Genomic DNA, 12,531 nt, shown 5'->3' with positions numbered 1-12,531 from the left:
GCCGCCAGCGGCGCGGCCAGCCCCCTGCGGCGCATGGCTCAGGATCTTGGCGGCCGCTTCGCCGCCGCGCGCGCCCAACAGACGAGCGGACCGACGGCCGGGCAAGACGGCCCGCCGCCCGCAACGCAGCCGCCTGGCTGGGCGCGGCGCATGAACCGCGGCCAGGCCGTCGCCCACGGCGCTTCGGCCGCCAGCCACGCGGCCTCGTCTGGCCAGAGCGGCGGCGGTGCGTCGGTCGATCTCTCGGAAGGAGACTAAGAGCGATGTTCAAGCGCCCTGAGGTGCGATACGGCGCGACGCCCGAACTCGACACGCCCTATCGGCGGGCGCGTCAGGCTTGGGACGACCGCGAAGGCAGGATCGCGATCAATGGCCGTCGCGTCTGGCGGCTGGCCCTGGTCGAGGCCGGGGTGATCGCGGTGCTGGCGACGGGGCTCGTGTGGCAGGGCGCGCGTGGCCAGATCACGCCCTGGATCGTCGAAGTCGATCGGCGAGGCGAAGCCCGTGCGGTCGCGCCGGCGGACGCCGACTTCAAGCCCTCCGATTTCATGATCGCCGCGCGGCTCGAACGCTTCATCCAGGAAGTGCGGTCGGTGTCGGCCGACCCGATCGTCGTGCGCCAGAACTGGCTGTCGGCCTATGGGGTGACCAGCGCCAAAGGGGCCCGCGCCCTCAGCGCCTACGCCCAGGCCGACGATCCCTTCCTGCGGGTTGGCAAGGAGCAGGTCTCGGTGGAGATCGCCAACACGCTAAAGGTCTCGCCGACCAGCTTCCGGGTCGAATGGGTCGAGCGCCGATATCAGGACGGCAAGCTGTCGGCGACCGAACGCTGGGCCGCGACCCTGACCGTGATCCATCGCCCGGCCCGCAACGCCGAACACCTCAAGAAGAACCCGCTCGGCGTCTACGTCGACGCGATCGACTGGTCCAAGGAGATGGCCTGATGCGCATGCCGACCCCGATCCTGACGCCCATGGTCGTGGCGATCACCGCCGTGGCGAGCACGCCCGCCGCGCAGGCCGATCCGCGCCGCCCGATCGCCGCGGCCAACGCCGCCGCGCGTGTCCAGCCGCAACTCGACACCTTCCAAGGCGCTGTCCAGACGTTCGCCTGGCGCGATGGCGGGCTCTACCAGATCTACGCCGCTCCAGGACGCGTGACCGACATCGTCCTGGAGGAGGGCGAAAGCCTGATCGGATCTGGGCCGATCGCGGCCGGCGACACCGTGCGCTGGATCATCGGCGACACCGAGAGCGGCCTCGGCGAGCGGCGGCGCGTGCATGTGCTGGTCAAGCCGGCCCAGAGCGGGCTGATCACCAATCTGATCATCAACACCGACCGGCGCACCTACTATGTCGAGCTGCGCGCCACGCCCGCGACCTACATGGCGTCTGTCGCTTGGACCTATCCCAAGAGCGCGCTGATCGCGCTGGCCAAGCCGAGCACCTCGCCGCCAGCGCCCGTCGCGCCACCGCCTCAGTCCGCGCCGCCGCCGGTAGACTTGGCGGCCTTGTCGTTCGACTACAGGATTTCCGGAGACAAGGTCGACTGGCGCCCGCAGCAGGTCTTCGATGACGGGCGCAAGACCGTGCTCGTCTTCTCCTCGTCCATCGCCGCTGGCGAACTGCCGCCGCTGTTCGTGTTGGACGCCGCCGGCCGCCCCGCGCTCGTCAACTATCGGATCGAAGGGCGACGGATGATCACCGACCGCCTGCTTGATCGCGCCGAGCTGCGCCTGGGCGACAAGCGCAAGGCTCGCCGCGTGCGCATCGAGCGCATCGGAGCCCGGGAACGATGAACCGGCCGGCGGATGAGCGCGCGGAGGAGACGGTCAGGCTGCGGGCCGCGCCGCCGCGCGTGGCGCGGCTCTCGCGACCGGTGATCCTCGTGACCAGCGGCGTGGCGGTCGTGGCGATCGCCGTCGCCTTCGCGGTGGCCCTGCACGGCCGAACGCCAAAGCCGGTGGAGATCCCGATCGAAGAGCCCGACGCCAAGCCGCCGCTGGCGGCCATGGCCGATGCGCCCAAGACCTATGGGGACGTGCCTCGGCTGGGGCCGCCCTTGCCCGGCGATCTGGGGCGACCCATTCTCGCCGCCCAAGCCAAGGGCGTAGACGCAGCGCCCCCGGCGATGGGCCCGGGCGCCGGTTCGTCGAGCAGCTCCACCGAGGGCGCGCAACGATCCGTCGCCGACAGCGCCCGCACAGCGAGCCTGTTCACCGGCCAGGCCCCGCGATCGGCGCCGGCGGCCAACGCGTCAGCGCCGGCGCTCACCATGCCGTCGATCTCGCTTCCAGCGCCGTTGCTCGCGTCGCCATCGCCTCAGGCGCAGCCCAGCGATCCTCGGCAGGCCTTCCTCGACCGCCGGGCTGGCTCGACGGCGAGCGGCTTTCGCCTAGAGCCACCGGCCGGACGCCGGATCCTGCAGGCGCATACGGTGATACCCGCCGCCCTGCAGACAGCGGTGAGCTCGGACCTGCCGGGTCCGGTGGCGGCGCAGGTCACTCGCAACGTCTATGACAGCCTGACGGGCCGAGAGGTTCTCATCCCTCAGGGCTCCAAGCTCCTGGGAACCTATGAGGCGCGCGTCGCCTTCGGCCAGCGTCGCGTCCTGCTGGCGTGGGACCGCCTCCTTCTTCCCGATGGACGCTCGCTGCAGCTTGACCGGTTGGTCGCCGGCGACGCGGCCGGCCGCGCGGGCCTTTCGGATCGGATCGACGCCCATTGGGGCGAGACGACCAAGGCCGCCCTGCTATCGACCTTGCTGGGCGTCGGCGCCGAGCTTGGCAGCGACAGCGAGGGCGAGGGCGAGGTCGCCCAGGCGATCCGCGAAGGGTTGCAAGGCAGCATCAATCAGACCGGCGAGCAGCTCGTGCGCCGCCAGCTCGATGTCCAGCCGACCCTGTCTCTGCGCGCGGGTCTGCCGCTCTCGATCCTCGTGACCCGCGATATCGTCTTCGATACGCCGGTCGCCGCCGCCCGTTAGGTCTCGTCAGGCAAGAGGTCGAGCAGCCGACGCAGGGCCGGCTTGTCCGCGCGCCTGCCAACGATCGCCCTGAAAGTCAGAAACGCCCTGGTCAAAGGTCGGAAAACCACGCCGTTGACCCGAGGCGCGGCGGTCTCGTTGATCAGGGCAAATCCCTGGCCCAGCGCCACCAGCCGCGCGACGCCGGCCGCGCTCGCGGCCTGGGCCTGAAGGTTCAGATCCGAGGGATCGCGCCGCCGCGCCAGCCGGGAGACGGCCAGGGCGATCGCGGTGGGGGAAAGCAGCCGGCGCCCGGCCAGGTCCTCCCAGGCCAAGGCGCTCTTGGCGGCCAGGGGATGCCCGGTCGGCAGGGCGATCACCAGCCGCTCACGCCAACCCAGGCGCCGGTCTAGCCGGGCGGGCGGATCGATCATGAAGGCGATGTCGAGATGGTCTTGAAGCAAGGCGATGGCCAATCGCTCGCCATCGGCTTCGAGGAGATCGACTTGCAGATCCGGTTCGCGCTCAAGCAGCCGGCGCATCAGGTCGTCCAGCGGACCGGGGCCCAGTCCGGCCAAGATGCCGACCCGCAGGACACCCATCTCGGCCTGGCCGAGCTCGGCCGCGCGATCAACGGCGCGATCCAGGCCCGCCAGGGCGGCCTTGGCCTCAGCGACGAAATCCTCGCCGGCCGCGGTCAAGCGCACGCCGCAGGGCGCACGATCGAAGATCCGGGCGCCGAGCCGGGCTTCGAGGTCATGGATACGCCTGGAGACGGCCGACTGCTGGACACCCAGCGATCGCGCCGCGCGGCGGAAGCCCCCGTGCTCGGCCGCGGCCAGAACATAGCGCAACTGATGCAGACCCAGCCCCGCCCAGGCGCTGGTGCGGGTCGGCGGGGGTCTGATCGGCGAACTCGTCAGCGGGGCGTCGAACACAAGCAGCGCCGATGGCGCGACCTTGGCGGCCGCCTGGGTATCCAGAGGGCGCTCGGATGCGCCGCGCCACTCTATAGAGCGAATATATGCGGAATATCCGCCTGGACCTGGAAGGATCGACGCATCCGCACACCTTGTTTTCCGACGGCCCACGCGCTCGACCTTCGACGTCGGCGCTTTCCTGCCCTAGACTCTTTTCCTAGCCGCCGAACCAGAGTGTGATCGGCGGACGCGTACTCGTCAGGAGCCCATGAAGACCTCGCTCGACCATCTGCCGGCCGGCAAGCGCAAGGAACTCGACTTCGTGGTCGAGACGTTGCGCGAGGGGTTCCGCCAAGCGCTGAGCCGGCGAACCATGCCGCGCTTTCGAGCGGGCAAGCTTCTCAAGATCATCCTTTTCGGCAGCTATGCGCGCGGCGACTGGGTCGAGGATCCGAAAGGCCGCTACTTCTCCGACTACGACATCCTGGTGGTGGTCAATCATGAGGATCTGACCGACCTGGAGGAATTCTGGGGCAAGCCCGACGATGTCCTGCTGCGCGAGCTGGCTTCGGGCGAGCGCCTGCGCACGCAACCCAACTTCATCGTCCACAGCCTCGACGACGTGAACGAGCAGCTGCGGCTGGGCCGCTACTTCTTTACAGACATCCTGAGAGACGGCGTTACGCTTTTCGAGGAAGACGGATTTCCGTTTTCACAGCCCGAGCTGTTGTCGGCGCAAGACGCCTACAGCGAAACGAAGGGTTTCTACGAGGAGTGGTTCCCCAGCGCCGACGGGTTCCTAGACACGGCGCGTTACGTCATTGGCCAGGGCCGCTCGAAAGAAGCAGCCTTTCAACTCCATCAGGCCGCTGAGCGCTTCTATCACGGCCTGATCCTGGTTTTGACGCTCTACAGCACCAAGACCCACCGCCTGAACCTTCTGCGCGATCGCGCCGAGGCGATGGACGCGCGCCTGATCGGTCTCTGGCCTGGCTCCAACAAGTTCGAGCGCCAGGGGTTCGACCTGATCCGCCGCGCCTATGTCGAGGCGCGCTATTCCAAGACCTATGAGATCTCGGCCGAGCACCTGGACTGGCTGCAAGAGCGCGTCGCCGCCCTGAAGGCGATCGCCGAGGCCATTGCCCTTGAGCGGATCGAAGCTCTGAGGACCGCCGCGGACTAGGCTTGCCTCACAGCGTCCCGATGTCGAGCAACACCTCAAGACCCTTCTTGAACTCAACGACGCTCTCTCCGATGCCCAGCATCTTGGTCAACGATTCCAGCGGACCGTCGATCGCGGCCAAGGCACCTTTGACAACCTTCCTGTAGCCCCAGGGACGCCAGCGTCGCCGGTCGCTGACGCGTTCCAGCGCGCGATTGCGGGCGGGTGGGATCTGAAAATTGGCATACTCGATAACCTGCAACTTGAAGCGCAGAGGGGCTCCGGTCAGGCCGTAGTCGAGCAACCGGGCTCGATAGGCCGCAACCTCAACGAAGGCGAGGATCGCATCGCTGAGTTCCTTGATCTGCCCGCGTGCTTCATCGAGCGCCGCGGGCAACGCGCTCTCGTCCCGGGCGAACACGCCCGAGAAACGATCAGGCAGCAGCAACCATCGATCCTCGAATATCTCGAGAAAGAGCTGATCGAGGAGCTTGAGCATGCCAACCAGCGCTTGTCCCGACGCGAAGTCGTCGCTCTCAGGTGCAAAATACTCCGCCATGGGATGAAACCTCCAGCCAGCGTCGCGCAATCTTGCCGCGAGTCGCTACGATCTGGCGCAGCTTCATCCGCCTCGATCAGTCGGGCATGGCGTAGCGCTCGATCACCGCGCCCTCATCATCAAACGCGATCTCGATAACCTCGTTGAGGAGCTCCTGTCCCTCAAGGTCGTCGAGCACTGCGGCGAACAGAATTCGCTGCTCGGCTGGCCGAACCTGCGGGACGATGATCACCAGGCCGGCATGGATCTCGGCCTCGGCATAGAGGCGCCGGAAGTCCTTGGCATTGTTCGTGACGAAGGTCAGGAACTCCTCCTGGATCGGCGCCATGAGGTTCCAGTCCTGCATGCCGCCCATGCCACGCCAGGTGACGTGAGCGGCCTCATGACCACGTTGCTGGGCCACCTCGACCAGGGAGGTGTGCAGGCACTCGTCGATGAGGAAATTCAACGCGCGCCCGCTCGACCGCGTGCATTGGCCAGGGGATCACTCTTGAGCGTCACCGTCTTGCGCGACGTCGAAACGACACCTTGCTGCGACAGGCGCTTGGGGCGACCGCGTCGAGGATGGGCGGCGGCCCATAGGCGGGCGAGCGCCAGGCGGCGGGCATCGAGTTTGGGATAACCCAGGAGCAGGTCATCTTCCGCCGTTCCGGCGTCCAGCATAGCCGCCACGCCATAGACGGGAATGCGAGTCCCCTTGAATACCGGCTCGCCGCCAAGCACAGCCGGATCGCTGTGGATCTCCGCCTCGGCCGCTTCCAGGTCTCGAACGCGATCATCGACCTCGCGCCGGGCTTCGGCGACATCGATGTGCAGGACGCTATTGGCCTTGACCATCCGGGTGTTGGGACGAGCGGCGACCTCCTCGAACAGCTGCTGCCGGCGCTCCACCGGCAGACTTCCCGCGAGAAAATGTTCCAGGCGCATGCAGAGCAGATGGCTATGGGTCAGGTAGCGCCGCGCCGCACGCCCACCGCCAGTAGGGCGGGCGACATCAACGATGTGCTTATCGATCAGGTTGTTGACGGCCTTGAGACCCAAACCGCTAACCGCGGCCGCTTCGGCGGGGGTGTAGAGGCGAAGCGAGCTAGCCATAATCATTCTCCACAGAGAGATCATATATAGCGGATCGCTATGAAAAGGTCACCATGCTGGGCCTGCGTTTTGGCCTGAAGGACTTGAACTCTCTCTAAATGGCCACCATTGTCTGGCTAACGCCGTTCTCGTCGGCGTGGCCGCTGCCTTGGCGAAGAGCCCGCGCTCAACGATCTGAAGTTAGACGACCCCCTCCATGGACCTCATCATGGCCGGCAGGGACGAGCAGCGCGTACCGCCACGGCCGATGCAGGACCAGTGATGTACACGACACTCGACCGCGCCAAGAAGCGCGCCAAGGACCTCAAGCGCGTCTTCGACGACAGCGGCTTCCTCTATCCTTTGAACCTCTGCCAGACAGCGATCGCGCGCGCTGGCGGCTTTCGAGACTGGAACGATCTAGAAGCCTCGATAAGCGACCACCCACGCATTGGCTCCACAGAGGAGTATAGGCGTCGCCTTCTCCAGGCGCTGCCGTGGCCTTGCCATGCCCCTGTGCGGGCCTGGCTCGACCAAGAACCCGCCTTCGACACCTTTCAGTTCGATGGGCCACGCTTCTGGTTCCGGGATGTCTACCCCTTCATCAGCGTCTCGCTACGGCATCAACGCCGCCGCCCGCTTCTCCGACCCGGATCCGGCGCTGGACAGCAGATGCGCGACAACCTGGTGACCGACTTGCTGTTGCACATGCACGGCGGCGTGCCGCTTTATCCGCGGCTGGACCCAGTCAGCCTCGCCCTGGTCTATGAAGGCGATCTGGCGACAATGTTCGCCACGCGCATCGGCCACCCCCGTTTCGAGAGTGAGTTCGCGCGATTGGTCGATGAAGGCGTCTTTCAGTGGACCGGCCGAGCCGTTCATGTCTTGCCGGTCCAGCGCGAGGTCATCTACGACGCCTTGATCGAGGAAAAGACACACTTGGCCGAGCACTGGGCACCGAGTCCGCACAATGTCCGGGAATTCACCGGCCGGCTACGCGAGGCCTTGGCCATCATTGGCGTCGACGAAGCTTGGCGGATCGCCGATGCGATCGCGAACCAAGGATCGCGCGCCTACACCACGGAATCCGGCGCGACCCTAGACCTGTTGTCCGAGCTGGCCAAAGAGGGTCGTCTCGACACCTTCGCCCGGGTCTGTGGGCTCTTTGCGACGCTCTATCCGGCGAACACCGCGTTCCTGATCGAGCAGATCCCGCTCAAGATTGGCGCCAACGTCTTGGCGCGCGCGGCCTCAAGCAACCTTCGACGCCTCAATTCCTGGGAACGTAGCCACCCAAACTGGCGGAACGCCCTGAAGGCTACAATCAGATCGCCGTCCGCCTTCGTGACTGCGGTCGATGGCATGGTCGCCGAAATATCGGCACAGGCCGCGTAAGCCGTCGGCTCAATTAAGTGGGGTTCGCAGACATGGGCGAGCCCCACCTCGCCCACAAGTGAGAGTTGCTCTAGCTTGAGCGTGGTGATTGGTTGAGCGGTCTACGCAGACGAGACCGAGCGATGATCAAATGGGGCGATAGCCGCCGGGACCACGATCCCATCTTGGCCGTGTGGCCGACTTTCCGAGGCCTCTACGATCGCTGGTTCATGTTGGAGCTGGTCGAAAGCCCAACCGGCGCCGTCCAGTGGCGTGACCGCCGCGCCCCCGATGAGGCTGGCCATGTGCGAATGGACATCTACGGCGAAAAGGAAGCCGCTGTAGCGGCCGCCGAAGCGCTGAACCCCATCTTGGCCGACGCGCTACTCGAGCGCCCGCTTGGCGGCGAGGCCAGAATATCGCTGATCCTAAAGGTCCGAAAAGCTCTCCAGGCCAAGCAACGCCTCGCCGAAGAGGAGGCCTTGATGCTGGCCGAGGCGATCCGGCGGCACGCCGATACGCCGCGGCTAGCCGCTGCGGATCTCCAGCTCGATCCGGCCGCCGAGCATTTTCGCCAAGCATTGGCCAGTGAGCTGGCGACCTATCCGTATCTTGGGATCGCGCTCATTCCCCATGGCGCCTACTATTATCTCCTCTATCGCAACGCCAACGGCGCCTGGAGCCGCCCTTACAACGCCGGGCAGCGCTCTGCTGAGATCGCAATCCGTGCCCGGATCGCCAATGGGTTTGGCTTTCACCACACCCAACACTGGGGCCAGGTGAAGGCCAAGATCCGTGCGATCCTACTGCCCCGCGCCAACCAACTCCTGCAACTGGCCAGCGTACAGCGCCTTCTGGCCGAAGCCCTAGCTCGTGGTGAGCGCGTGCTCGTCAGCAACGGCGTGGTGTTTTGGTACGAGGATGACGGTCAGATCGGCTGGATGGTGAAATCCACTACCAGCGACAAGGGCGAAGACGGCGCCGCGCTCTGGCGTGAGGGAACGATCCTATCGACCAATCACGGCCGGTTGGTGATCCTGCCTTACATCAAGGAGAACGGCGAACTGGTCCGAGGGCACACCAAGAACGGCCCCGGTGACGGGCGCGCCAAGCCTCGCCACCCAGACCACTATGTCGAAATCCCCTTCCGCGAGCTGAAGGGTGACTTGATGATCGGCCTCTATGGGGAGCTTCCCTATGAATGATGCCGGCCCGTTTTCTCAGCGCTTCGGCTTCGAGTGCCCCGAGGCGGACATCACGGTTCGCGCCGATGCGCCGCAAGCTGTTCGCGACGCGGTTGTCATGCTCGGCTACCAGTTCGGAAAAAGTCCGAAAGGCATGCGCGCCCTAGTATGCGAAGTCTTGCTCCGGCGGCCTAACGCCCAAAACTGGGGTGACGAGCCGGTCGAGCGTGAGGTCGCCGAACTGGTCGATAACGCTCCCTGGTTCAAGGTCTACGATATTGCCGAAGCGCTCTATGGAGCGATCGAGAAGGCCGACTATACCGCCGCCCACGCCGCCAGCTTCGAGGCGCAGCTGAACCAGGTCTTTCGCGAGCACGGCGTGGGCTGGCTGATGGACCAGGGCAGGCTCCAGGCACGCGGTTCAGAGGTCTTCGCCGCCGCATCGCGTTCGGCAATCGATATCCTTGAGAAGTCTAGCAAGGCCACGGCGGCTCGGGAAATGCACCAAGCCCTAGAGGACCTCGCCCGCCGGCCGGCGGATGTAACGGGAGCCATTCAACATGCGATGGCTGCGCTTGAATGCGTCGCGCGGGGCGCTTCCGCCGACAACGACACGTTCGGTAAGATCGTCAAGAAGCTCGATGTGCCCAAGCCGCTCGACACCGCCCTGGACAAGCTATGGGGGTTTGCCTCCGAGCAGGGCCGGCACGTTCGCGAAGGCCGAGATCCGCGGTTCGAGGACGCCGAACTTGTGGTGACCGTCGCCTCCGCCGTCGTCGTCTATCTGCAAAGGCTCGGGGCGATGGACGAAGAGGACAGCGCGCCGTGACGCTGCTCTGCCCCCAGTGCTTCGGCAATTCTGGCCTACGGCGCCGGATCGAGCAAATTCGCCCCGACTACGATGAAGGCCGCTGCGTGTTCCACAAAACCCGCAAGGGCACGCCGATCGACGCCGTGGGGGCAATCATCGACGAAGTGTTCCGCTCGAACTATGCGATCGCCGGATCAGACCCTTACTATTCCGACGATCCGGAAGATCCGGAAACCTACTACGAGCAGCGCGGCGAAGATCTGCGGCAGACCGTCGGCGATCTGACAGAACCGACCGTCCCTGACGTGCAGGACCTGATCGCCGATTGGCTGATGGCGAACGACAACTACTGGCCCCCAGACGGCGAGGAGCCGTTCTATCTCGACGAGTACCGATACGAACGGACGGCGCCTGGCGATGCGGGGCACGCGGTCGCTTGGTCGATGTTTCGGGAATCGATCATGCACGAGCAGCGGTTCTTCAACCGCAGCGCCGACGATTGGCTGGCCAGCATCTTCCAGTTCATCCATCTGCAGCGCGATGAAGCCCGGTTACCGCCGGTCTATCTGATGGACCCCGACCAGGCGCCGACCTTCTTTCGCGCGCGGGTCGCCGACGTCGTTGGACAGAGAAAAATCCTGGCCAATCCGCTCCAGGAGATGGGCGCGCCGCCTCGCCGCCTGGGTAAGCCCAATCGAATGAACCCGTCGGGGATCACTGCGCTCTACGCCTCTCTCGACATCGAAACTTGCCTTTCGGAACTTCGCCCGCTGGTGGGCGCGGAGGTGGTTACGGCCGAACTCAAGCTCCATCGACCGATCGTCGTGCTCGACACCACGCGCTTCCAGGCGCCGCCCAAGGAGTTGAACCTCTTTGCTCGTGACCATGCCCGCAGGCTGACCCAGTGGCGGTTCATGCAAAGGTTCATGAACGAGATCAGCAAGCCGATCCTGCCCAGCGACGAGCACCTGGACTACGTGCCCACTCAGGCCGTTTCAGAATACCTGCACAAAGTTCACGAGGTCCGGATCGGCAAGGCGGCGCGCAAGATCGACGCGATCATCTTCAAATCGGCGCAGCGCCCGTCGGGGACCAACATCGTGCTGTTCGGTGACGCTGCAGCCATCATGGGCGCCAACGACAGCGCGTCCAAGACCACCAAGTCGCGGTCTAGCCCTTCACTCTTCGACCTCGCCCAGCCGCAAGCTCCTACGCCGGGCCTGGCGCTCGATCCAACTAGCTTGACGGTGCGGCAGATCAGAGAGGCCCAGTTCCCCGCAAGCGAGCCCGTCGATCTGGATTTCGCGGTGAACCCCGCATTCTAGGCTACACGCTGGCAAGACTTACCCCCGCTGGCTTGACTAGTCCCAACCCAGCGAGCCGCTACAGGAGTGGGCTCGACCAAGCTTCAGGCTCGCGCGAAGCGCCTTGGCTATGGTGTTGATCTTATCCATCGGCGTGGTTCCAACCTCGCCGCGGTCCCATTTGAACACCTCTTCGGCCAACTGAACCGACAAGATTTCATCGAGCAGATCGCTCATCAGGATTGGGAACTGCTGGGGTCGCATCGCGGACTGGACGTAGATCCCCTCCGTTGGCGTTACCCGCATGTACTCGATGCCGCGCATGACGCCATTCGGCTCATAGCCGATGAAGCCCGAAGAGCCGAAATCAATGATCCGCCCCTGACGGTGCAGCGCCTGCAACTGGATCCGTGAACGCGCCGACAGCCAGTAGGGGAACTTCTCCTCGCCCGGCGTCGTGCTCATCATGAAGAACGGATCGAAGGGCTCGTCAGGCGGGATCGAACCGGCCTCCTGCATGCGCCCGAACTCTTCCTGCAACTCGTAGACGTCCATGATCCAGGCGACGAGCGACAGGCTCCCGAAAGCCTTGGAAAGGTAGCGGCTGTTGATCCTCAGGATGGGAAAGTCGCCCCTTCGGCAAAGCTCGTCCTTCTTGGCGTCGCGAGCGGCCTGTTCAGGCGTCGAATGAAAGCGCCCGTCGAATTCAACGGCGTAGATGGGGTCCCATTGCTCACGACAGACGACGAAGTCGAAATGCGCCTGCAAGCCATACCGAAAGAGGTCACCGCTGGCGCTGACCTCTTGCAGGGAAATCACGTCAGCGACTCGTACCTTGGGATAGACCGAGAGCCCCCAACGGTCAGCGGCGCACTTGATCTCGTCGTGCGCGACTTCCTCGTAGCGATTGACCAGACGCAGTGTCATCGCGACAGCCTACATCGCAATCGATCCGGTGCCAGATGTTGACCGCAATTGCCGCGCGATCGGCATCGACCTAAAACCGATCCGCGGGCGCCGCCTCATAGGCGACGATCTTGAGCCGGGGGTAATCGGCGGCGATCGTGGCTGAAGCCGGCGGGCCTTTGGCATGCGCACGAGGTTCCAACGCCCGCCCCTTTTCCGCCGAACGCCGCTCGCCGGCTTGCGCAGCCAGCCTATTTGATTCAGGATTCTCCG

Annotated in this window: 13 protein-coding genes and 1 pseudogene; 9 read left to right on the top strand and 5 right to left on the bottom strand. The window is 65.2% G+C overall.

The window, feature by feature from the left end:
• From AC2YHT_RS15780 to AC2YHT_RS15765, 4 genes and pseudogenes are all read left to right on the top strand, one after another.
• Window positions 1-258, top strand: a pseudogene (locus AC2YHT_RS15780) (hypothetical protein); the annotation flags it as partial.
• Window positions 259-263: 5 nt separating this feature from the next.
• A complete protein-coding gene (gene trbF, locus AC2YHT_RS15775; RefSeq protein ID WP_487290730.1) occupies window positions 264-944 on the top strand; it encodes a conjugal transfer protein TrbF in 681 nt (226 codons plus the stop codon).
• Window positions 944-1,798: a P-type conjugative transfer protein TrbG gene (gene trbG / locus AC2YHT_RS15770; protein ID WP_487290729.1), complete on the top strand. Its 855-nt coding sequence runs from the start codon at window positions 944-946 to the stop codon at window positions 1,796-1,798. The genes trbF and trbG overlap by 1 nt, the downstream gene beginning before the upstream one ends.
• Window positions 1,795-2,985 carry a TraB/TrbI/VirB10 family type IV secretion system protein gene (locus AC2YHT_RS15765; protein WP_487290728.1) on the top strand — a complete coding sequence of 397 codons (1,191 nt, stop codon included), beginning with the start codon at window positions 1,795-1,797 and terminating at the stop codon, window positions 2,983-2,985. The genes trbG and AC2YHT_RS15765 overlap by 4 nt, the downstream gene beginning before the upstream one ends.
• On the opposite strand, the gene AC2YHT_RS15760 is transcribed toward AC2YHT_RS15765, so the two are convergent.
• Window positions 2,982-3,902: a LysR family transcriptional regulator gene (locus tag AC2YHT_RS15760; protein WP_487290727.1), complete on the bottom strand. Its 921-nt coding sequence runs from the start codon at window positions 3,900-3,902 to the stop codon at window positions 2,982-2,984. The two genes, AC2YHT_RS15765 and AC2YHT_RS15760, sit on opposite strands and share 4 nt — an antisense overlap.
• Window positions 3,903-4,152: 250 nt before the next feature.
• Between AC2YHT_RS15760 and AC2YHT_RS15755 the strand changes: the two genes are divergently transcribed.
• A complete protein-coding gene (locus AC2YHT_RS15755; protein ID WP_487290726.1) occupies window positions 4,153-5,067 on the top strand; it encodes a HEPN domain-containing protein in 915 nt (304 codons plus the stop codon).
• A 7-nt stretch (window positions 5,068-5,074) separates the two neighbouring features.
• On the opposite strand, the gene AC2YHT_RS15750 is transcribed toward AC2YHT_RS15755, so the two are convergent.
• The 3 genes from AC2YHT_RS15750 to AC2YHT_RS15740 form a co-directional block, all read right to left on the bottom strand.
• The gene (locus AC2YHT_RS15750; RefSeq protein ID WP_487290725.1) at window positions 5,075-5,605 is read right to left on the bottom strand and encodes a hypothetical protein; all 531 of its coding nucleotides are present in this window, start codon (window positions 5,603-5,605) and stop codon (window positions 5,075-5,077) included.
• 76 nt (window positions 5,606-5,681) lie between these two features.
• Entirely contained in the window at window positions 5,682-6,053 is a 372-nt protein-coding gene (locus tag AC2YHT_RS15745) for a DUF5615 family PIN-like protein (protein WP_487290724.1), read from the bottom strand.
• Complete coding sequence (locus tag AC2YHT_RS15740; RefSeq protein WP_487290723.1) at window positions 6,050-6,700, bottom strand: DUF433 domain-containing protein; 651 nt, start codon at window positions 6,698-6,700, stop codon at window positions 6,050-6,052. Before AC2YHT_RS15740 ends, AC2YHT_RS15745 begins: the two co-directional genes overlap by 4 nt.
• 261 nt (window positions 6,701-6,961) lie before the next feature.
• Between AC2YHT_RS15740 and AC2YHT_RS15735 the strand changes: the two genes are divergently transcribed.
• The 4 genes from AC2YHT_RS15735 to AC2YHT_RS15720 all read left to right on the top strand — a co-directional run bounded on the left by AC2YHT_RS15735 (window position 6,962) and on the right by AC2YHT_RS15720 (window position 11,373).
• Window positions 6,962-8,074, top strand: coding sequence for a hypothetical protein (locus AC2YHT_RS15735; RefSeq protein WP_487290722.1), 1,113 nt, complete (start codon window positions 6,962-6,964; stop codon window positions 8,072-8,074).
• A 122-nt stretch (window positions 8,075-8,196) separates the two neighbouring features.
• Window positions 8,197-9,258 (top strand): hypothetical protein, encoded by a 1,062-nt coding sequence (locus AC2YHT_RS15730; RefSeq protein ID WP_487290721.1) that lies wholly within the window; start codon window positions 8,197-8,199, stop codon window positions 9,256-9,258.
• The gene (locus tag AC2YHT_RS15725) at window positions 9,251-10,066 is read left to right on the top strand and encodes an AbiJ-NTD4 domain-containing protein (protein ID WP_487290720.1); all 816 of its coding nucleotides are present in this window, start codon (window positions 9,251-9,253) and stop codon (window positions 10,064-10,066) included. The genes AC2YHT_RS15730 and AC2YHT_RS15725 overlap by 8 nt, the downstream gene beginning before the upstream one ends.
• Window positions 10,063-11,373 carry an RES family NAD+ phosphorylase gene (locus tag AC2YHT_RS15720; protein ID WP_487290719.1) on the top strand — a complete coding sequence of 437 codons (1,311 nt, stop codon included), beginning with the start codon at window positions 10,063-10,065 and terminating at the stop codon, window positions 11,371-11,373. The genes AC2YHT_RS15725 and AC2YHT_RS15720 overlap by 4 nt, the downstream gene beginning before the upstream one ends.
• Window positions 11,374-11,409: 36 nt before the next feature.
• Here AC2YHT_RS15720 and AC2YHT_RS15715 read toward each other — a convergent pair whose 3' ends face one another.
• On the bottom strand, window positions 11,410-12,279 hold the full coding sequence (locus AC2YHT_RS15715; RefSeq protein WP_487290718.1) for a DUF2726 domain-containing protein: 870 nt from the start codon (window positions 12,277-12,279) through the stop codon (window positions 11,410-11,412).
• Between the last annotated feature and the right edge of the window lie 252 nt (window positions 12,280-12,531).

The sequence above is a fragment of the Caulobacter sp. SRI_008 genome, assembly GCF_057586355.1.
This window is presented reverse-complemented; position numbering and strand designations above follow the sequence as displayed.

Bases quoted from the DNA above. Each gene is read 5' to 3' on its own strand.
- trbF (WP_487290730.1), top strand. From the start codon at position 264: ATGTTCAAGCGCCCTGAGGTGCGATACGGCGCGACGCCCGAACTCGAC.
- trbG (WP_487290729.1), top strand. From the start codon at position 944: ATGCGCATGCCGACCCCGATCCTGACGCCCATGGTCGTGGCGATCACC.
- AC2YHT_RS15765 (WP_487290728.1), top strand. From the start codon at position 1,795: ATGAACCGGCCGGCGGATGAGCGCGCGGAGGAGACGGTCAGGCTGCGG.
- AC2YHT_RS15755 (WP_487290726.1), top strand. From the start codon at position 4,153: ATGAAGACCTCGCTCGACCATCTGCCGGCCGGCAAGCGCAAGGAACTC.
- AC2YHT_RS15750 (WP_487290725.1), bottom strand. From the start codon at position 5,605: ATGGCGGAGTATTTTGCACCTGAGAGCGACGACTTCGCGTCGGGACAA.
- AC2YHT_RS15740 (WP_487290723.1), bottom strand. From the start codon at position 6,700: ATGGCTAGCTCGCTTCGCCTCTACACCCCCGCCGAAGCGGCCGCGGTT.
- AC2YHT_RS15735 (WP_487290722.1), top strand. From the start codon at position 6,962: ATGTACACGACACTCGACCGCGCCAAGAAGCGCGCCAAGGACCTCAAG.
- AC2YHT_RS15730 (WP_487290721.1), top strand. From the start codon at position 8,197: ATGATCAAATGGGGCGATAGCCGCCGGGACCACGATCCCATCTTGGCC.
- AC2YHT_RS15725 (WP_487290720.1), top strand. From the start codon at position 9,251: ATGAATGATGCCGGCCCGTTTTCTCAGCGCTTCGGCTTCGAGTGCCCC.
- AC2YHT_RS15715 (WP_487290718.1), bottom strand. From the start codon at position 12,279: ATGACACTGCGTCTGGTCAATCGCTACGAGGAAGTCGCGCACGACGAG.